Source organism: Pseudomonas furukawaii, from assembly GCF_002355475.1.
GTDB classification, from domain to species: Bacteria; Pseudomonadota; Gammaproteobacteria; order Pseudomonadales; family Pseudomonadaceae; genus Metapseudomonas; species Metapseudomonas furukawaii.
In genome coordinates, this window is sequence record NZ_AP014862.1 from 1 (window position 1) to 19,041 (window position 19,041).

A 19,041-nucleotide genomic window follows, 5' to 3' on the forward strand; every position below is an offset into this window, starting at 1 on the left:
GATGCTTTACCTGGTGGTCACTACGGGCCGGAAGTGGCCCCCGTTTAAAGAGACCGGCAATTCTAGTGAAACGGCGAGTGCAGGTCAATTTCCAACCAACACCGCTGGGTAACAGAATATAGAAAGAGGGAAATATTCAAGAAAGGCTTGATGTGTTTATAGAAGCTGGCAAGCCGCTCGTCTGTGGAAAACTCTCAGAAAGCGACGGTCCCCGTGGCCTGGACCGCAATAACAACCCTGTCCACAACAGGTGTCCTGGTTGTGGGGTAACTGGTAGGAAGCTGGGTGTGGAAGGGCAAGTTACCCACAGGGGAGTTATGCATGGGCTTTTCCCCAGGCAGGAAAGGGGGGTTACCTAAGGGTTATCCACAAGATTCGTGCCAATGCGCAGCTCAGCTTGTGCGGTGAATAACATCTTGATTTTATTCAACCATTCACGCCTTTACATGTGGATAACTCCCTGGACGCTGGGTACAATGGGGCCTGTTTTTTTGCGTCCGGCACCTTTCCGACTTGGGGGATATCCGTGTCAGTGGAACTTTGGCAGCAGTGCGTTGAGCTCCTGCGCGATGAGCTGCCTGCCCAGCAATTCAACACCTGGATCCGCCCTTTGCAGGTTGAAGCCGATGGGGACGAACTGCGCGTCTATGCGCCGAACCGGTTCGTGCTCGATTGGGTCAACGAGAAGTACATGGGCCGCCTCCTGGAATTGCTTGGCGAACGAGGCAATGGCCTGGCACCCGCCCTTTCCTTATTAATAGGCAGCAAGCGCAGCCCGGCTCCCCGCAAGGCTCCACCACCGCCACCGCCTGTGATGGCACCACCACCCGTCGCGCCTGCCCCATCGCAGCTGCGTGTCGAGACCGTGGAAGAACACCGCGACAATCTCGATCCATTGGCTTCGGTGGTGCCTGCTCCTGTCGTTCGTACTGAGCGCTCGGTGCAGGTGGAAGGTGCCTTGAAGCACACCAGTTACCTGAATCGCACCTTCACTTTCGAGAACTTCGTCGAAGGCAAGTCCAACCAGCTCGCGCGCGCGGCGGCCTGGCAGGTGGCGGATAATCCGAAGCACGGTTACAACCCGCTGTTCCTCTATGGCGGCGTGGGTCTCGGCAAGACGCACCTGATGCATGCTGTGGGTAACCATCTGCTGAAGAAGAATCCGAATGCCAAGGTGGTCTACCTGCATTCCGAGCGCTTCGTCGCGGATATGGTCAAGGCCCTCCAGCTCAATGCCATAAACGAGTTCAAGCGCTTCTATCGCTCGGTCGATGCGCTATTGATCGACGATATCCAGTTCTTCGCACGTAAGGAGCGCTCGCAGGAAGAGTTTTTCCACACCTTCAACGCGCTACTCGAAGGTGGACAGCAGGTGATTCTCACCAGCGACCGCTATCCAAAGGAGATCGAAGGTCTCGAGGAGCGCCTGAAGTCCCGCTTCGGTTGGGGTCTTACCGTCGCTGTGGAACCTCCCGAGCTGGAAACCCGTGTTGCGATCCTGATGAAGAAGGCCGAGCAGGCGAAGGTGGATCTTCCCCACGATGCTGCGTTCTTCATCGCGCAGCGCATCCGCTCGAACGTGCGGGAGCTGGAGGGGGCGCTGAAGCGCGTGATCGCGCATGCCCACTTCATGGGACGGGAGATCACCATCGAGCTGATTCGCGAGTCGCTGAAGGATCTTCTCGCCCTCCAGGACAAGCTGGTCAGCATCGACAACATTCAGCGCACTGTAGTCGAGTACTACAAGATCAAGATGTCCGACATGCTCTCCAAGCGCCGTTCGCGCTCGGTGGCTCGCCCACGGCAGGTGGCCATGGCCCTGTCCAAGGAACTGACCAACCATAGCCTTCCGGAAATCGGCGATGCCTTCGGCGGACGAGACCACACCACGGTGCTTCATGCCTGTCGTAAGATTGCGCAATTAAGGGAATCCGACGCGGACATCCGCGAGGATTACAAGAATCTGCTGCGTACACTCACCACCTGACCGCAGCCCAAGAGGCAAGGGACTAGACCATGCATTTCACAATTCAACGCGAAGCCCTGTTGAAACCCCTGCAACTGGTCGCCGGCGTCGTCGAGCGCCGCCAGACCTTGCCGGTCCTCTCCAACGTGCTGCTGGTGGTCGAAGGCCAGCAGTTGTCGCTGACGGGTACCGACCTCGAGGTCGAACTGGTTGGCCGCGTTGCCCTGGAAGAACCGGCTGAACCTGGTGAGATCACGGTACCGGCTCGCAAGCTGATGGATATCTGCAAGAGCCTGCCGAGCGACGCCCTGATCGATATCCGGGTCGATGAGCAGAAGCTGCTGATCAAGGCAGGTCGCAGCAAATTCACCCTTTCCACACTTCCCGCCAATGATTTCCCCACCGTCGAGGAAGGTCCTGGCTCGCTGAATTTCAGCCTGGTGCAGAGCAAACTGCGTCGACTGATCGAACGCACCAGCTTCGCCATGGCTCAACAGGACGTGCGTTACTACCTGAACGGCATGCTGCTGGAAGTGAATGGTGGCGTTCTGCGCGCTGTCTCCACAGACGGCCACCGCCTGGCCATGTGTTCCATGCAGACTGGCATCGAGGGACTGGATCGCCATCAGGTAATCGTTCCCCGCAAAGGCATCCTGGAACTGGCGCGGCTTCTGACCGAGCAGGATGGCGAGGTTCGCATCGTTCTGGGTCAGCACCATATTCGCGCTACCACGGGTGAATTCACCTTCACCTCGAAGCTGGTCGACGGCAAGTTCCCCGATTACGAGCGGGTGCTGCCCCGTGGCGGCGACAAACTGGTTGTGGGAGATCGCCAGGTGCTGCGTGAGGCCTTCAGTCGAACTGCCATTCTCTCCAACGAGAAGTATCGCGGTATTCGCCTGACCCTTGCGTCCGGCCAGCTGAAGATCCAGGCCAACAACCCGGAGCAGGAAGAGGCCGAAGAGGAGGTGGCTGTTGACTACAACGGCGGCAACCTCGAGATCGGTTTCAATGTCAGCTATCTCCTCGACGTGCTGGGCGTCATGTCCACTGAGCAGGTGCGCCTGATCCTGTCGGACGCCAATAGCAGCGCCCTGCTTCAGGAAGCCGACAATGACGACTCTTCCTATGTCGTAATGCCGATGCGTCTGTAACGACTCGATGTCACTCAGCCGTATCTCGGTCACCGGCGTGCGCAACCTGCAGCCGGTGACCCTCTCCCCTTCTCCCCGCATCAATATCCTCTACGGCGCCAATGGCAGCGGCAAAACAAGCCTGCTGGAAGCCATACACCTGTTGGGCCTCGCCCGCTCCTTTCGCAGCACTCGACTTCAACCCGTGATCCAGTATGAACAGCCTGCTTGCACGGTGTTCGGACAGATTGGGCTTATGGAGGGTGGCTACAGCAACCTCGGCATTTCAAGAGATCGGCAGGGGGAGTTCCAGATTCGTATCGACGGGCAGAATGCGAAGAGCACTGCTCAGCTGGCCGAAGTGCTCCCATTGCAACTGATCAACCCGGACAGCTTTCGTTTGCTGGAAGGTGCTCCGAAGATTCGTCGCCAGTTCCTCGATTGGGGGGTGTTCCACGTGGAACCTCGCTTTCTTCCAGCTTGGCAAAGGCTGCAGAAGGCCCTGAGGCAGCGGAACTCGTGGCTCCGGCATGGTACACTGGACGCCGCTTCGCAGGCGGCCTGGGACCGCGAACTGTGTCTGGCTAGCGACGAAATCGACCAGTATCGACGCGCTTACATTCAGGCATTGAAACCGGTCTTCGAGCGGACTCTTGCTGATCTGGTAGAACTCGACAGTCTTTCCCTCAGCTACTACCGAGGCTGGGACAAGGATCGGGAGTTGTCCGAAGTGCTCGCCACTTCCCTTCTCCGTGATCAGCAACTCGGGCACACACAGGCGGGTCCGCAACGAGCCGATCTGCGATTGCGATCAGGTGCACATAATGCCGCAGATATCCTTTCGCGTGGACAACAGAAGCTTGTCGTCTGTGCCCTGCGAATCGCCCAGGGCCATCTGGTCAATCAGGCGAAGCGCGGCCAGTGCATCTATCTAGTCGACGACTTACCGTCGGAGTTGGACGAGCAGCATCGACAGGCACTTTGCCGGTTGCTGGAAGATTTGGATTGCCAGGTGTTCATCACCTGCGTTGACCATGAATTTCTGCGGGACGGCTGGCGCACGGATACGCCGGTCGCCATGTTCCACGTGGAACATGGCTGTATCAGCCCCACGATCATCGGGAGTGAAGCATGAGCGAGAACAACACGTACGACTCTTCCAGCATCAAGGTGCTGAAAGGGCTGGATGCCGTACGCAAACGCCCCGGTATGTACATCGGCGACACCGATGATGGGACAGGTCTGCACCACATGGTGTTCGAGGTCGTCGACAACTCGATCGACGAAGCGCTGGCCGGCTACTGCTCGGAAATCAGCATCACCATCCACACGGACGAGTCCATCACCGTTCGCGATAACGGTCGTGGTATCCCGGTGGATATCCACAAGGAAGAAGGGGTTTCCGCCGCTGAGGTCATCATGACCGTGCTGCACGCCGGCGGTAAGTTCGACGACAACACATACAAGGTGTCCGGCGGCCTTCATGGTGTCGGCGTGTCGGTTGTAAACGCCCTTTCCGAAGAGCTGCGTCTCACCATTCGCCGCGCCGGCCAGGTCTGGGAGCAGATCTATCGTCATGGCGTTCCGCAGTTCCCTCTCCGTGCCGTGGGCGAAACTGATGGCACCGGTACCGAGGTCCACTTCAAGGCATCGGCAGAGACCTTTACCAATATCCACTTCAGCTGGGACATCCTTGCAAAACGCCTGCGGGAACTGTCGTTCCTGAACTCCGGTGTTGGCATCCTGCTGCGCGACGAGCGCAGTGGCAAAGAGGAGATGTTCAAGTACGAGGGGGGCCTCAAGGCATTCGTCGAATACCTGAATACCAACAAGACCATCGTCAACGAAGTATTCCACTTCAATATCCAGCGTGAAGAAGATGGAGTCGGTGTCGAAGTCGCCCTGCAGTGGAACGACAGCTTCAACGAAAACATCCTCTGCTTCACCAACAACATTCCCCAGCGTGACGGTGGTACCCATTTGGCAGGTTTCCGCTCTGCCCTCACCCGTCACCTGAACAACTACATCGAGCAGGAAGGTCTGGCCAAGAAGTACAAGATCGCCACTACTGGTGACGATGCGCGCGAAGGCCTGACCGCAATCATCTCGGTGAAGGTGCCTGATCCCAAGTTCAGCTCCCAGACCAAGGACAAGCTGGTGTCCTCCGAGGTGAAGACTGCGGTGGAACAGGAAATGGGCAAGTACTTCGCCGACTTCCTGCTGGAAAATCCCAACGAGGCGAAGGCCGTCGTCGGCAAGATGATCGACGCCGCTCGTGCCCGTGAAGCTGCGCGCAAGGCGCGTGAGATGACCCGCCGCAAGGGCGCGCTGGACATCGCCGGCCTGCCCGGCAAGCTCGCCGACTGCCAGGAGAAGGATCCTGCCCTTTCCGAACTCTACATCGTGGAGGGTGACTCCGCGGGTGGCTCGGCCAAACAGGGCCGTAACCGCAAGACCCAGGCCATCCTCCCGTTGAAGGGCAAGATCCTCAACGTGGAAAAGGCCCGCTTCGACAAGATGCTGTCCTCCCAGGAAGTCGGCACCCTGATTACCGCATTGGGCTGCGGTATCGGGCGTGAGGAGTACAACATCGAGAAGCTCCGTTACCACAACATCATCATCATGACCGACGCCGACGTGGACGGCTCGCACATCCGTACTCTGCTCCTGACCTTCTTCTTCCGTCAGATGCCGGAGCTTATCGAGCGTGGCTACGTCTACATCGCCCAGCCGCCGCTGTACAAGGTCAAGAAGGGTAAGCAGGAGCAATACATCAAGGACGACGAGGCCATGGATGAGTACATGACCCAGTCGGCGCTGGAAGATGCCAGTCTGCACGTGAACGAGAATGCGCCTGGCCTTTCCGGGGAAGCACTTGAGCGCCTGGTAAACGACTACCGCAATGTAATGCGTATCCTGAAGCGCCTGTCGCGACTCTACCCTCAGGAACTCACCGAGCACATGATCTATCTGCCTCGCGTGAAGGAAGAGGAACTGGCCGACAAGGCCCTGATGGAGTCCTGGCTGGAAGGTTTCCAGGTTCGCCTGAAAGCGGCCGAGAAGTCCGGCCTCACCTACAGTGCCAGCTTGCGTGAAGACCGCGAACGCCACCTCTGGTTGCCTGAAGTGGAGCAGACCGCCCATGGCCTGTCCCACTACATCACCTTCAACCGCGACTTCTTTGCCAGCAACGATTATCGCCAGGTAACCGAACTGGGAGGCCAGCTCAATAGCCTGTTGGAAGAAGGCGCCTATGTTCAGCGGGGTGAACGCAAGAAGCCGGTCAACAGCTTCAAGGACGCCTTGAACTGGCTAATGACCGAAAGCACCAAGCGTCACACCATCCAGCGATACAAGGGACTGGGTGAGATGAACCCCGAGCAGCTCTGGGAAACGACCATGGACCCGAACGTCCGTCGCATGCTGAAGGTCACCATCGAGGACGCTATCGCGGCCGACCAGATCTTCAATACCTTGATGGGCGACGCCGTGGAGCCCCGCCGCGACTTCATCGAAAGCAACGCGCTGGCAGTTTCCAACCTGGACGTGTGATGTGGTTTGAACGGCTATAGTCGCGTTAAAGCTCAAAACCCCGGCCTCTGCGCCGGGGTTTTTCTTTAAGATCGGCCAGCTCTCTTGGGACGCCCTACCGGTCCAACCAACCGTATTCGCGGTCTGTAGGCGCAGCAATGCCCACCTTCATCTGAACTGACCGATTACGAGTGCTGGGCTTCCGTTCTTCCCGCGGGGGGCTTGTCTTGATGCGTTCGGACGCCAAGCTCAGGCTGTCACCCCGGTCCGATGATGGTTGTGGGCATTGCGCCGATGATTCTGCGAGCCAGTGGGCGGTTGCCACCCGCATCAGTGAGCGTGACCCTGGGCAACCAGACCTACCGCATCAAGCCGGAACTCCCCGACCCTCTTGTGAACACGCGTATTCGGTAGGCGGCGTTGCAGAGTCCGTCTGGAACAAGCCTCGGATCATGGGCGCTGTCCACAGCGCATTGCCGGCCCGCGAAGGGGCCTGGATGAAAAGGGATTGCGCTGGTACAGCCGGATGAACGGCTTCGCTGGAGAACCCGTCGATGTCCGTTACGCCGGCAAGTTACGCTCGAATCAGGAAGCCGCTGCTGCGAGGTACCTACTGGGGCTGACTGACTGAGCGGACTGATCACCTCGGCGACGTTGAGGAGCTGCAGATGGGCAGGTTGCGAATCCGCATCGGCTATCGCATTTCGGGTCTGTCGTACTCTTTGTAATTGCTTGATCCGAGCGAGCAGGAAAGCGCTCCCCACGACGATGGCAACGATAGTCCACGCTCAGGGAGGCGAGCGTCCGCTAGTAGCGGTCCTGGTCTACGAAAGCTGTGTGTCCACACGGACATCAGGGGTAACGAAGCGGTGTTGGACAAGTGTTACCTCGTACGTCCGGGATGGACCTAAAGCGGGTCGTAAGGGAACAGATTGCCCGTTCGTTTGTCGTCTTTCTGAAGGTGTTTTTATTAAGCTATTGATTTATAAGGGTTTTAAGAAGCTGGCACGGCAAATGCTTTCTATATGGCACAACAACAATAAAAAGCTTCAAAAAGAATATTTCGACTCTGAAAAAACAAGAACAACAGCCCAGAGAAGAAGCAAACCGATTTTTTTGGACAGGGTGTGTCGTTCCATACCCGGTGACCAGAGCAACAGAAGAATAAAACTACCTTGAGGTAGCGGCGCTCCGGTTGGTTCAGAAATGACGATGGCATGATCAGCGTCCAAAAAAATCCGTTTGCCCTCGGTCCATGTTGGGACCTGCCATCTTCGGTTCGCTAGTAACCGAAAGCTAAAAACAACAACGAACACCGATAAAAACAACAACAAGAAATCGAAATAACATTTGAGGGGAGCCCAGGCTCCCCTCAGTGCTTTCTGGTATTCAGTAATGGTGTTTCCCTTCCTTGCCCCCAGCCCCTTTCGTCTCGCACCAGTTACGTCGGTGAGGTTTCACGTGCGTGCAAATGCCCTGAAAAGCTCGCAGGAGCGATGCCATGAGTGACGAGAAACCACAGTCGAGCACCTCCGACGAGGAAATCAGTGACTACATGATTCGGCAGTTGCGCTCGGGTCGTGTGAAGCCGGCCGTACTGGTGGTGCTCACCGAGAAGAACTTTCCCGACGTGGACCGCGAGCGGATCATTCGTTGCTTCAACGCCCTGGATTCGGGTTATTTGAAGGGATGAACAGAGGGGGAAGCGAGAAAGTGTTATGCACTTTCTCGCTAAGGTTTAGCGCAAAACGCCAAGCCTTGTAATTCAAGGGCTTGCGTGATGAATCCGGCGAGTTGCCAAAATATTGTTCACAGCTTATCCACAGAATGGCTGACGGCTTCCGTGGACACGCCCGGCCTGTCACCTTCGATCTCGAGCTGAGTCGCCTCGACCCAGGCGAAGGCGCGATCGTTCAGCTCGGCGATGGCCCTGGGCCCCTCGCCTTCAGCGTACATCACCGGACCGAAGACGACCTGGATGGTACCCGGGTGCTTCGCCCAGCCTTCCTTGGGCCAGTAGTGTCCGGCGTTGTGGGCCACCGGGAGCACGGGAAGGCCGGCGTTCACCGCGAGGGCGGCGCCACCACGAGAGAACTTGCCCATCTGGCCGACGGGAACGCGGGTCCCTTCCGGGAATATCAAGACCCAGGCGCCCTGCTTCAGGCGTTCGTCGCCTTGTGCGGCCAGTTGCTTGAGTGCGGCCTTGGGGTTGCTGCGATCGATGGCGATGGGCTTCATGAGGGCCATCGCCCAGCCGAAGAACGGCACCCGCAGCAGCTCGCGCTTCACAACCTGGCTCAGCGGCTCGAAGGCTCCCGAGAGGTAGAAGGTCTCCCAGGTGCTTTGGTGCTTGGCAAGGATCACGCAGGGTTGCTGTGGCACATTCTCCAGGCCCTGCACTTCGTAGCGGACGCCCACTACCGCCTGGGTCAACCAGACGGCGAATCGGCACCAGCTGCGCACCACGAAGTTGTAACGGGCTCGAAATGGCATGAAGGGCGCGAAAAAGAGGCTCAGCGTGCCCCAGATAAAGGCGCTCAGCGACAGCAGCAGGTAGAAGAGGAAGGTTCTGATGGCCTGCACAGTCGTCATGGGAGCTTGGGACCTTACTGAAGGAGATGCGCGGCGACTGCCGCTAGATCGTCGAATACCAGGGTGCTTGCCGGCAATGCCTTGGCCAGCGTCCGCTCGCCCTTGCCGGTTTTTACCAGCACGGGCTGACAATCGACGGCGAGTGCGGCGTCCAGGTCACCACTGCTGTCGCCAACGAACCAGACTCCAGCAAGCTCCACGCCATAGTGCTCGGCGATGCGCCTGAGCATGCCCGGGCGTGGCTTGCGGCAATCGCAGCCCTCGTCCGGCCCGTGGGGGCAGTACTGGATGATGCCCAGTTCACCGCCCTGCTCCTCCACCATTTCGCGCAGGCGTGCGTGCATGGCGTCGAGGGTCGCCAGGTCGTAGTAACCACGAGCGATACCGGACTGGTTGGTGGCCACGGCCACTGTCCAGCCCGCCCGGCTCAGGCGTGCGATGGCAGCGATGGCGCCGGGAATGGGGATCCATTCCTCGAGGCACTTGATGTATGCGTCGGAGTCTTCGTTGATGACGCCGTCACGGTCGAGAATCAGTAGTTTCATTGATGCGTCCTGAGCGGCGAGCCACAAGCAGCGTGCGTGCATCGGATCGAGTCCTGCCGCTGGCTGCCTGTGGCCCGCAACCGCCTTAGCCCAGTGCCGAGATGTCGGCCACGCCGAGGAACAGGCCGCGCAGCTTCGCCAACAGCGCGTAGCGGTTGCCACGGACGGCGGCGTCCTCGGCATTCACCAGCACGCTGTCGAAGAAGGCGTCCACCGGCTCGCGCAGGGCGGCCAGGCGCTCCAGGGTCTCGCGGTAGCTGCCACCGGCGGCCACTGCGGTTTCGGCGGCGGCCACGGCACGGGCCAGGGCCTGCTCCGCCGGCTCCTGCAGCAAGGCGCCGTCGACGTTCGCCGGGACCTGGCCTTCAGCCTTGCCGAGCAGGTTGGATACGCGCTTGTTGGCGGCAGCCAGGGCCTCGGCGCCCGCCAGGGCACGGAACGCCTGAACGGCCTGCACACGCAGGTCGAAGTCCAGTGCGGACACCGGCTGCACGGCGCGGACGGCCAGGTAAACGGCGACGTCGACACCTTCGTCTTCATAGCGTGCGCGCAGGCGGTCGAAGATGAAGTCCAGCACCTGGCTGGCCAGGCCATCGGCCTTCACCTTGGCGCCAAACAGTTCGACGGCGAAGGCCACGGCGGCAGCCAGGTCGAGGTTCAGCTGCTTCTCGATCAGGATGCGCAGCACGCCCAGGGCCTGGCGACGCAGGGCGAAGGGGTCCTTGCTGCCGGTGGGCAGCATGCCGATGCCGAAGATGCCCACCAGGGTGTCGAGCTTGTCGGCTATGGCCAGGGCGGCACCGGTGAGGGTCTGCGGCAGTTCGGCGCCAGCACCACGGGGCATGTATTGCTCGTTCAGCGCCAGGGCGACGTCGTCGGCCTCGCCATCGTTCTTCGCGTAGTAGTAGCCCGCGATGCCCTGCATCTCGGGGAACTCCCCGACCATCTCGGTAGCCAGGTCGCATTTGGCGAGGATGCCGGCGCGCTCGGCGCGGGCCGCATCGGCGCCTATCTGGGTGGCAACGAAGCCGGCCAGGCGGGATACCCGTTCGGCCTTTTCGTAGACGGTGCCGAGCTGGGCCTGGAACACCACGTTCTTCAGGCGCTCGTTGAAGGTTTCCAGCTTCTGCTTCTTGTCCTGCTTGAAGAAGAACTCGGCGTCGGTGAGACGCGGCCGCACCACCTTCTCGTTTCCGGAGATGATCTGCGCGGGGTCCTTGCTCTCGACGTTCGCCACCGTGATGAAGCGCGGCAGCAGCTTGCCGTTGGCGTCCAGCAGGCAGAAGTACTTCTGGTTGTCCTGCATGGTGGCGATCAGGGCTTCCTGGGGAACCTCGAGGAAACGCTCCTCGAAGGCGCAGACCAGCGGCACCGGCCACTCGACCAGCGCGGTGACCTCGTCCAGCAGGTCGGCGGGAACCACCGCGGTGCCCTTCTGCTCGGCTGCGAGTTCAGCCACGCGCTTGGCGATGATCTCGCGACGCTCGGCGAAGTCGGCCAGCACGTGGGCGCTGCGCAGGTCTTCCAGATAGGTGGACGGTTTGCTGATACGGATATTGTCCGGGTTGTGGAAGCGATGGCCACGGGACTCCCGGCCAGCCTTCCGGGTGAGGATCTCGCAATCCACCACCTCTTCGCCGAAGAGCATCACCAGCCACTGGGTCGGACGGACGAACTCTTCGCGGCGCGCGGCCCAGCGCATGCGTTTCGGAATGGGCAGGGCGGCCAGCGAGGTTTCGACGATGCCGGGCAGCAGGCCGGCAGCGGGCTGTCCGGGAATGCTCTGGCTGAACTTCAGCTTGGGGCCACTCCTGTCGATCAGCTCCAGGTCGACGCCACACTTGCGGGCGAAGCCCAGGGCCGCCTGGGTCGGCTTGCCTTCGGCATCGAAGGCGGCCTGCACCGGCGGACCATCGAGGTTGACGGTCCGGTCCGGCTGTTGGGTCGCCAGCTGTTCAACCAATACGGCCAGGCGGCGTGGTGCGGCGAATACCTGGGCCTTGGCATATCCAAGGCCGGCGGCCTTGAGGCCTTGCTCGATGCCGGAGAGGAAGGCGTCACCCAGAGATTTCAGCGCTTTGGGAGGCAGCTCTTCGGTGCCCAGTTCTACCAGGAAATCTTGTGCACTCATTCTTGAGCCTCCAGCTTGGCCAGTACTTCGTCGCGCAGTTCAGGGGTGGCCATGGGGAAGCCGAGGCGGGCGCGCGCCTGCAGGTAGCTCTGCGCCACGGCGCGGGCCAGGGTCCGCACGCGCAGGATGTAGCGCTGGCGCTCGGTCACCGAGATGGCGCGACGGGCGTCCAGCAGGTTGAAGGTGTGGGAGGCCTTGAGGACCATCTCGTAGGTCGGCAGCGGCAATTGCAGTTCGATCAGGCGATTGGCCTCGCTCTCGTAGAAATCGAAGAGCTCGAACAGCTTCGGCACGTTGGCGTGCTCGAAGTTGAAGGTGGACTGCTCCACTTCGTTCTGGTGGAAGACGTCGCCGTAGGTGACGGTGCCGAAGGGACCGTCGGTCCAGATCAGGTCGTAGACCGAGTCGACGCCTTGCAGGTACATGGCCAGGCGCTCCAGGCCATAGGTGATCTCGCCGGTCACCGGGTAGCACTCGATGCCGCCCACCTGCTGGAAATAGGTGAACTGGGTGACTTCCATGCCGTTCAGCCAGATCTCCCAACCCAGGCCCCAGGCGCCGAGGGTCGGCGATTCCCAGTTGTCCTCGACGAAGCGGATGTCGTGAACCAGCGGATCGATGCCGATCGCCTTCAGCGAGCCCAGGTACAGCTCCTGGAAGTTTTCCGGATTGGGCTTGAGGACCACCTGGAACTGGTAGTAGTGCTGCAGGCGGTTCGGGTTCTCGCCGTAGCGGCCGTCAGTCGGGCGGCGGGACGGCTGCACGTAGGCGGCGTTCCAGGTCTCCGGACCGATGGCACGGAGAAAGGTGGCGGTGTGGAAGGTACCGGCGCCCACTTCCATATCGTAGGGCTGGAGCACCACGCAGCCCTGCTCGGCCCAGTACTGCTGCAGGGCGAGGATCAGGTCTTGGAAGGTGCGCACGGCAGGCGTAGTCTGGCTCACGAAATTTACCTGTGCTGGGCTTCGACGGAAAATCACGGAGTATACCTGATCGACTCCTGCCGAACCCAGCAACGCCAGGCGTTTCGGCGCCTGGCATCGCGTCGGCTCTGCGTAATGCGCATCCCTTGTGGCGGACGAGGTGCCAGTTCGGCTGGGTCATTGCTGGGCACTGTTTTTTTATACAGTTGGACGCCTATAGTAGCGCTCCCCCACTTTCCAGGACGGATTGCCATGACCCGCTGCTTCTGGTGCAACGATGACCCGCTGTACATCGACTACCACGACACCGAGTGGGGCGTGCCCCTGCGAGACGCAGGCGCGCTCTTCGAACTGCTCCTGCTGGAGGGGTTCCAGGCCGGCCTGTCCTGGATCACCGTCCTCCGGAAGCGTGAGCGCTATCGCGAGGTGCTGTTCGGCTTCGACCCCAAGCGCCTGGCGGTGATGAGCGACGAAGAGATCGAGCAGCGGATGCAGGACCCCGGCATCATCCGCAATCTGGCCAAGCTCCGGGCCGCGCGGCAGAACGCCCAGGCCTGGTTGCGCCAGGAAGACCCGGTGGCGCTGCTCTGGTCCTTCGTGGGGGGCGTGCCGAAGATCAACCACTTCAACGGCCGTGGCGAGGTGCCTGCGATCACCCCGGAAGCCGAGGCCATGAGCAAGTCGCTGAAGAAGGCCGGCTTCACCTTCGTAGGCCCGACCATCTGCTATGCCTTCATGCAGGCTTCCGGCATGGTCATGGACCACACCACCGACTGTTATCGCTACCGGGAGCTCGTTGGCTGAGGCGCCGGCGGCCTATCGCGGTAGAATGCGCGCTTTTCGATCACCTGGAGATGCCTGTGGATAAGCTCAAAGGCGCATTGGTCGTGGGCTTCCTGCGCCTCTTTGCCCTGCTCCCCTGGCGAGCCGTGCAGGCCGTGGGGGCCACCATCGGCTGGCTGATGTGGAAGCTGCCGAACCGTTCCCGCGAGGTGGTACGGATCAACCTGTCCAAGTGTTTTCCCGAGCTGTCGCCGGCGGAGCTGGAGGAGCGGGTGGGACGCAGCCTGATGGACATCGGTCGTACCTTCACCGAGAGCGCCTGCGCCTGGATCTGGCCGGCGGAGAAGTCCATCGCCCTGGTGCGTGAGGTGGAAGGGCTTGATGTGCTCCACGAGGCCCTGGCCAGTGGCAAGGGTGTGGTCGGCATCACCAGCCACCTGGGCAACTGGGAAGTGCTGAACCACTTCTACTGCGACCAGTGCAAACCCATCATCTTCTACCGTCCGCCGAAGCTGAAGGCGGTGGATGAGCTGCTGCAGAAGCAGCGCGTCCAACTGGGCAACCGCGTGGCGCCCTCCACCAAGGAGGGGATCCTCAGCGTCATCAAGGAAGTACGCAAGGGCGGTGCCGTCGGCATTCCCGCCGACCCCGAGCCGAGCCTGTCCGCCGGGGTCTTCGTACCCTTCCTCGGCACCCAGGCGCTCACCAGCAAGTTCGTGCCCGGCATGCTGGCCGGCGGCAAGGCCCGGGGGGTTTTCCTGCATGCCTTGCGCCTGCCTGATGGCTCCGGCTTCAAGGTCATCCTGGAAGCGGCACCGGACGGCATGTACAGCGAGAACGTGGAAGAGGGCGTGGCGGCCATGAGCGCGGTGGTGGAAAAGTACGTGCGCGCTTACCCGACCCAGTACATGTGGAGCATGAAGCGCTTCAAGAAGCGCCCCGAGGGCGAGAAGAAGTGGTACTGACGAAGAAGGCGCCCGAGGGCGCCTTCTTCATGCCAACGGCGGGCTTGTGCGCTTTCGCGATTGACCGTATTAACCTTGCAGCGAACCGGCTCAGGACCCAGCGATCCCATGGCGAACCAGCGGCAATATCCCCGAACTCCGATGAAGTGCAGGATCAAGATCAGCCACCCCAGCTTCGGCGACCTGATCGCCCAGACCCGTGACCTGTCCGATGGCGGCGTCTATGTCCGCCACCCCGACCTGGCCGCCCTGTCCGTGGGCAGCATCGTTTCCGGTCAGGTGCAGGACCTGCCGATCGAGGCGCCGATCCTGCAGATGGAAGTGATGCGGGTGGATGCCGAGGGCGCCGGCTTCCGTTTCATCGAGCGCGACTAAGCCTTCGCTGCGCAGATGCGCCTAATTGGCGTCGGGTCCCGCCGATGCGTGGTCGGCCCGCCCGTGAGGCCGCCGGGAGGCGCGCTCGCCATCAGGCCGGCGAGCTGCCGCGCTTCTCCAGACGTTTCAGAAAGACCGTCATCTCCTTCTCCGCCTGCTTGTCGCCATGGGCCCGGGCAGCCGCCAGGCCCTCGGTCCAGGCGTCGCGGGCTGCGCCGAGGTCGCCCTGGGCTTCCAGCGCCTTGCCCAGCAGTTTCCAGGCAGCGGAGTACTTCGGGTCCTGTTCCACGCAGCGGCGCAGGTGCATCGCCGCGGTGGCGGTGTCCCCCTGGTCCAGGTAGCCCTTGCCCAGTCCGAAGCGCAGCAGGGGGTTGTCCACCCCCTTGGCCAGCATCTTTTCCAGTCCTTCGAGCATGGCGAGCTTCCTTTAGAAGAAGGTGAGACCGACCTGGAACAGACGCTCGGCATCGCGGATGTACTTCTTGTCCACCAGGAAGAGGATCACGTGGTCGCCGGACTCGATCACCGTGTCGTCGTGGGCGATCAGCACTTCCTCGTCGCGGATGATGGCGCCGATGGTCGTGCCCGGTGGCAGTGCGATGTCTTCGATGCGCTTGCCCACCACCTTGCTCGACTTGGCGTCGCCGTGGGCGATGGCCTCGATGGCCTCGGCCGCGCCCCTGCGCAGGGAGTGCACGCTGACGATGTCGCCGCGGCGCACGTGGGTCAGCAGGGTGCCGATGGTGGCCAGTTGGGGGCTGATGGCGATGTCGATGTCGCCGCCCTGCACCAGGTCCACGTAGGCGGGGTTGTTGATGAGGGTCATCACCTTGCGTGCGCCCAGGCGCTTGGCCAGCAGCGAGGACATGATGTTGGCTTCGTCGTCGTTGGTCAGCGACAGGAAGATGTCGGCGTCGCTGATGTTCTCCTCCACCAGCAGGTCGCGGTCGGAGGCGCTGCCCTGCAGCACGATGGTGCTGTCCAGGACTTCGGAGAGATGCCGGCAGCGGGCCGGGTTCATCTCGATGATCTTCACCTGGTAGCGGCTTTCGATGGCTTCGGCCAGGCGCTCGCCGATGTGGCCGCCGCCGGCGATCACGACACGCTTGTAGCTGTCCTCCAAGCGTCGAAGTTCGCTCATCACTGCGCGGATATGGGCCTTGGCGGCGATGAAGAAGACCTCGTCATCGGCCTCGATCACGGTGTCGCCCTTGGGCAGGATGGGCCGGTTGCGGCGGAAGATGGCCGCCACGCGGGTGTCCACGTTGGGCATGTGCTCGCGGATCTGGCGCAGCTCCTGGCCCACCAGCGGGCCGCCGTAGTAGGCCTTGACCCCCACCAGCTGGGCCTTGCCCTCGGCGAAGTCGATCACCTGCAGGGCGCCGGGGTACTCGATGAGGCGCTTGATGTAGTTGGTGACCACCTGCTCGGGGCTGATCAGCACGTCCACCGGTATGGCTTCGTTGTCGAACAGGCCGGCGCGGGTCAGGTAGGCGGCTTCCCGCACCCGGGCGATCTTGGTGGGTGTGGAGAAGAGCGTGTAGGCGACCTGGCAGGCGACCATGTTCACCTCGTCGCTGTTGGTCACCGCCACCAGCATGTCCGCATCGTCGGCCCCGGCCTGGCGCAGCACGGTGGGAAAGGAGCCGCGTCCCTGCACGGTGCGGATGTCGAGGCGGTCGCCCAGGTCGCGCAGGCGATCGCCATCGGTGTCCACCACCGTGATGTCGTTGGCTTCGCCGGACAGGTGTTCCGCCAGGGTTCCACCGACCTGGCCCGCACCGAGAATGATGATCTTCACTGCTCGCTCCGTTAGCCGCGCACTGAGGCGGCGATCTTGATCAGCTTGGCATAGTAGAACCCGTCATGGCCGTCTTCCTGCGCCAGCAACTGGCGGCCATGGGGCTGCTTGAGTCCGTAGGGTCCCGGGATGTCCAACTCGCGAGCGCCGGGGGTGCGGGCGAGGAAGGCGGCGATGTTCTCGCTGTTTTCCCGGGGCAAGGTCGAGCAGGTGGCGTAGAGCAGCACGCCACCCACGTCCAGCGTGGGCCAGAGGGCGTCCAGCAGCTCGCCCTGGAGCTGGGCCAGGGCGGCGATGTCGGCTTCCTGGCGGGTGAGCTTGATATCCGGGTGGCGGCGGATCACGCCGGTGGCGGAGCAGGGGGCGTCCAGCAGGATGCGCTGGAAGGGCTTGCCGTCCCACCAGCTCGCGGTATCGCGACCGTCGGCGGCGATCAGTCGGGCGTCCAGCCCCAGGCGCTGGAGGTTCTCGCGCACCCGCACCAGGCGGCTTTCCTCCAGGTCGACGGCGACCACCTCGGCGAGGCCGGGCTCGGCCTCCAGCAGGTGGCAGGTCTTGCCGCCGGGCGCGCAACAGGCGTCCAGCACGCGTTGTCCGGGGGCCAGTTCGAGGAGGTCGGCGGCCAGTTGCGCGGCTTCGTCCTGCACGCTGACGCGACCCTCGGCGAAGCCCGGCAGGGTCTTCACGTCGCGAGCTTCCACCAGGCGGATGCCGTCGCGGCTATAGCGGCACGCCTCGGCGGCGATGCCGGCGGCGGCCAGTTCGTCCAGGTAGGCGTCGCGGCTGCCATGGCGGCGGTTGACCCTCAGGATCAGCGGCGGGTGGGCGTTGTTGGCGGCGCAGATCGCTTCCCAGTGCTCGGGCCAGGCGGCCTTGAGGGCCTTCTGCAGCCAACGTGGGTGGGCGGTACGCACCATCGGGTCGCGGGCCAACTCGTCGAGGATCGACGCGCCCTGGCGCTGGGCGTTGCGCAGCACGGCGTTGAGCAGGCCCTTGGCCCAGGGCTTCTTCAGTTTGTCGACGCAGCCGACGGTCTCGCCGAGCGCCGCGTGGGCCGGGATGCGGGTGTGGAAGAGCTGGTAGAGGCCCACCAGCAGCAGGGCTTCCACGTCCTTGTCGGTGGCCTTGAACGGCTTCTGCAGGAGGCGCTCAGCCAGGGCCGAGAGGCGTGGCTGCCAACGGGCGGTGCCGAAGGCCAGGTCCTGCGCCAGGGCGCGGTCGCGGGGCTCCACCTTGTCCAGCAGCGGCGGCAGGCTGCCACCCAGGGAGGCCTTGCCGTTGAGCACGGCGGCCAGGGCGCGGGCGGCGGCGAGGCGAGGGTTCATGCGCCCAGCACCTTGCCGACGGCGAACTGCTCGCGGCGGCTGTTGTACAGGTCGGCGAAGCCCAGGGGCTTGCCGCCCGGCAATTGCAGGCGGGTCAGGCACAGGGCGCCATCGCCGCAGGCCACGGTGAGGCCATCCTTGCTGGCGGCCAGTACCTGCCCGGGCTGGCCCCGGCCTTCGCCCGGGGCGGCGGCGAGGACCTTGAGCGGCTGGCCGTCGAGGAGGGTGTGGCAGATGGGCCAGGGATTGAAGGCGCGCACCAGGCGTTCCAGTTCGGCGGCCGGGCGGCTCCAGTCGAGGCGCGCCTCGTCCTTGTTCAGCTTGTGGGCATAGTTGGCCAGGGCATCGTCCTGCACCTCGCCCACCAGCGTGCCGGCGGCCAGGCCCTCGATGGCCTCGAGCACGGCCCGGGGCCCAAGCTGGGCGAGGCGGTCATGGAGGCTGCCGCCGGTGTCGGAGTCGGAGATCGGGGTGCTGACCTTGAGCAGCATGGGACCGGTGTCCAGGCCGGCCTCCATCTGCATCACGGTCACGCCGCTCTCGGCATCGCCCGCCTGCACCGCCCGCTGGATGGGCGCAGCGCCGCGCCAGCGCGGCAGCAGCGAGGCGTGGCTGTTGATGCAGCCCAGGCGCGGGGTGTCCAGCACCGCCTGGGGCAGGATCAGGCCGTAGGCCACGACCACCATCAGGTCGGCGCCCAGGGCCCTGAGTTCGTCCTGGGCGGCGGCATCGCGCAGGGTCGGCGGCTGCAGCACCGGGATACCGTGTTCCACGGCCAGTTGCTTGACCGGGCTCGGCATCAGCTTCTGGCCACGGCCGGCCGGCCGGTCGGGCTGGGTGTAGACGGCGATGACCTGGTGACGGGAGCCCAGCAGGGCCTTGAGGTGCTCGGCGGCGAATTCCGGGGTGCCGGCAAAGATGAGTCGCAGTGGCTCGGTCATGGGTACTTACCAAAAAGAAAAGGCTTGCCG

16 protein-coding genes are annotated in these 19,041 nt (G+C 62.6%); 8 read left to right on the forward strand and 8 right to left on the reverse strand.

Annotated features, from left to right (window positions below):
- Positions 1-526: 526 nt before the first annotated feature.
- The 5 genes from dnaA to KF707C_RS00025 all read left to right on the forward strand — a co-directional run bounded on the left by dnaA (position 527) and on the right by KF707C_RS00025 (position 8,323).
- Complete coding sequence (gene dnaA, locus KF707C_RS00005) at positions 527-1,987, forward strand: chromosomal replication initiator protein DnaA (protein ID WP_036994635.1); 1,461 nt, start codon at positions 527-529, stop codon at positions 1,985-1,987.
- Positions 1,988-2,016: 29 nt separating this feature from the next.
- On the forward strand, positions 2,017-3,120 hold the full coding sequence (dnaN, locus tag KF707C_RS00010) for a DNA polymerase III subunit beta (RefSeq protein WP_003458032.1): 1,104 nt from the start codon (positions 2,017-2,019) through the stop codon (positions 3,118-3,120).
- Positions 3,121-3,127: 7 nt separating this feature from the next.
- Positions 3,128-4,234, forward strand: a complete 1,107-nt coding sequence (gene recF, locus KF707C_RS00015) for a DNA replication/repair protein RecF (protein ID WP_003458034.1) — start codon at positions 3,128-3,130, stop codon at positions 4,232-4,234.
- Positions 4,231-6,651, forward strand: coding sequence for a DNA topoisomerase (ATP-hydrolyzing) subunit B (gyrB, locus tag KF707C_RS00020; RefSeq protein WP_003458036.1), 2,421 nt, complete (start codon positions 4,231-4,233; stop codon positions 6,649-6,651). The genes recF and gyrB overlap by 4 nt, the downstream gene beginning before the upstream one ends.
- A 1,480-nt stretch (positions 6,652-8,131) precedes the next feature.
- Positions 8,132-8,323 (forward strand): hypothetical protein, encoded by a 192-nt coding sequence (locus KF707C_RS00025; protein WP_003458040.1) that lies wholly within the window; start codon positions 8,132-8,134, stop codon positions 8,321-8,323.
- Positions 8,324-8,439: 116 nt separating this feature from the next.
- Here KF707C_RS00025 and KF707C_RS00030 read toward each other — a convergent pair whose 3' ends face one another.
- Genes KF707C_RS00030 through glyQ form a run of 4 tightly spaced genes read right to left on the reverse strand, consistent with a single transcriptional unit; the run spans position 8,440 to position 12,842 of the window.
- Positions 8,440-9,222 carry a lysophospholipid acyltransferase family protein gene (locus tag KF707C_RS00030; RefSeq protein ID WP_036994639.1) on the reverse strand — a complete coding sequence of 261 codons (783 nt, stop codon included), beginning with the start codon at positions 9,220-9,222 and terminating at the stop codon, positions 8,440-8,442.
- Between the two features lie 14 nt (positions 9,223-9,236).
- Positions 9,237-9,809 (reverse strand): D-glycero-beta-D-manno-heptose 1,7-bisphosphate 7-phosphatase, encoded by a 573-nt coding sequence (gmhB, locus tag KF707C_RS00035; RefSeq protein WP_108703085.1) that lies wholly within the window; start codon positions 9,807-9,809, stop codon positions 9,237-9,239.
- A gap of 43 nt (positions 9,810-9,852) precedes the next feature.
- Positions 9,853-11,898 (reverse strand): glycine--tRNA ligase subunit beta, encoded by a 2,046-nt coding sequence (gene glyS / locus KF707C_RS00040; protein ID WP_003458045.1) that lies wholly within the window; start codon positions 11,896-11,898, stop codon positions 9,853-9,855.
- On the reverse strand, positions 11,895-12,842 hold the full coding sequence (gene glyQ / locus KF707C_RS00045) for a glycine--tRNA ligase subunit alpha (protein ID WP_003458047.1): 948 nt from the start codon (positions 12,840-12,842) through the stop codon (positions 11,895-11,897). The genes glyS and glyQ overlap by 4 nt, the downstream gene beginning before the upstream one ends.
- A gap of 231 nt (positions 12,843-13,073) precedes the next feature.
- Here glyQ and KF707C_RS00050 point away from each other — a divergent pair, with 231 nt between their 5' ends.
- The 3 genes from KF707C_RS00050 to KF707C_RS00060 all read left to right on the forward strand — a co-directional run bounded on the left by KF707C_RS00050 (position 13,074) and on the right by KF707C_RS00060 (position 14,944).
- Positions 13,074-13,625, forward strand: coding sequence for a DNA-3-methyladenine glycosylase I (locus KF707C_RS00050; protein ID WP_003458049.1), 552 nt, complete (start codon positions 13,074-13,076; stop codon positions 13,623-13,625).
- 56 nt (positions 13,626-13,681) lie between these two features.
- Positions 13,682-14,569, forward strand: a complete 888-nt coding sequence (locus tag KF707C_RS00055) for a lysophospholipid acyltransferase (protein WP_003458051.1) — start codon at positions 13,682-13,684, stop codon at positions 14,567-14,569.
- Between the two features lie 108 nt (positions 14,570-14,677).
- A complete protein-coding gene (locus tag KF707C_RS00060) occupies positions 14,678-14,944 on the forward strand; it encodes a PilZ domain-containing protein (protein ID WP_036994641.1) in 267 nt (88 codons plus the stop codon).
- Positions 14,945-15,035: 91 nt separating this feature from the next.
- On the opposite strand, the gene KF707C_RS00065 is transcribed toward KF707C_RS00060, so the two are convergent.
- Genes KF707C_RS00065 through fmt form a run of 4 tightly spaced genes read right to left on the reverse strand, consistent with a single transcriptional unit; the run spans position 15,036 to position 19,011 of the window.
- Positions 15,036-15,359, reverse strand: coding sequence for a tetratricopeptide repeat protein (locus tag KF707C_RS00065; RefSeq protein WP_003458053.1), 324 nt, complete (start codon positions 15,357-15,359; stop codon positions 15,036-15,038).
- Between the two features lie 12 nt (positions 15,360-15,371).
- Positions 15,372-16,745, reverse strand: a complete 1,374-nt coding sequence (gene trkA / locus KF707C_RS00070) for a Trk system potassium transporter TrkA (protein ID WP_003458054.1) — start codon at positions 16,743-16,745, stop codon at positions 15,372-15,374.
- 11 nt (positions 16,746-16,756) lie between these two features.
- A complete protein-coding gene (gene rsmB, locus KF707C_RS00075; RefSeq protein ID WP_003458055.1) occupies positions 16,757-18,070 on the reverse strand; it encodes a 16S rRNA (cytosine(967)-C(5))-methyltransferase RsmB in 1,314 nt (437 codons plus the stop codon).
- A complete protein-coding gene (gene fmt / locus KF707C_RS00080; RefSeq protein WP_003458056.1) occupies positions 18,067-19,011 on the reverse strand; it encodes a methionyl-tRNA formyltransferase in 945 nt (314 codons plus the stop codon). The genes rsmB and fmt overlap by 4 nt, the downstream gene beginning before the upstream one ends.
- Positions 19,012-19,041: the final 30 nt, after the last annotated feature.

Excerpts from the sequence above, each read along its gene's own strand:
- dnaN (WP_003458032.1), top strand. The coding sequence starts at position 2,017 with ATGCATTTCACAATTCAACGCGAAGCCCTGTTGAAACCCCTGCAACTG.
- recF (WP_003458034.1), top strand. The coding sequence starts at position 3,128 with ATGTCACTCAGCCGTATCTCGGTCACCGGCGTGCGCAACCTGCAGCCG.
- gyrB (WP_003458036.1), top strand. The coding sequence starts at position 4,231 with ATGAGCGAGAACAACACGTACGACTCTTCCAGCATCAAGGTGCTGAAA.
- KF707C_RS00025 (WP_003458040.1), top strand. The coding sequence starts at position 8,132 with ATGAGTGACGAGAAACCACAGTCGAGCACCTCCGACGAGGAAATCAGT.
- KF707C_RS00030 (WP_036994639.1), bottom strand. The coding sequence starts at position 9,222 with ATGACGACTGTGCAGGCCATCAGAACCTTCCTCTTCTACCTGCTGCTG.
- gmhB (WP_108703085.1), bottom strand. The coding sequence starts at position 9,809 with ATGCACGCACGCTGCTTGTGGCTCGCCGCTCAGGACGCATCAATGAAA.
- glyS (WP_003458045.1), bottom strand. The coding sequence starts at position 11,898 with ATGAGTGCACAAGATTTCCTGGTAGAACTGGGCACCGAAGAGCTGCCT.
- KF707C_RS00050 (WP_003458049.1), top strand. The coding sequence starts at position 13,074 with ATGACCCGCTGCTTCTGGTGCAACGATGACCCGCTGTACATCGACTAC.
- KF707C_RS00060 (WP_036994641.1), top strand. The coding sequence starts at position 14,678 with ATGGCGAACCAGCGGCAATATCCCCGAACTCCGATGAAGTGCAGGATC.
- KF707C_RS00065 (WP_003458053.1), bottom strand. The coding sequence starts at position 15,359 with ATGCTCGAAGGACTGGAAAAGATGCTGGCCAAGGGGGTGGACAACCCC.
- rsmB (WP_003458055.1), bottom strand. The coding sequence starts at position 18,070 with ATGAACCCTCGCCTCGCCGCCGCCCGCGCCCTGGCCGCCGTGCTCAAC.
- fmt (WP_003458056.1), bottom strand. The coding sequence starts at position 19,011 with ATGACCGAGCCACTGCGACTCATCTTTGCCGGCACCCCGGAATTCGCC.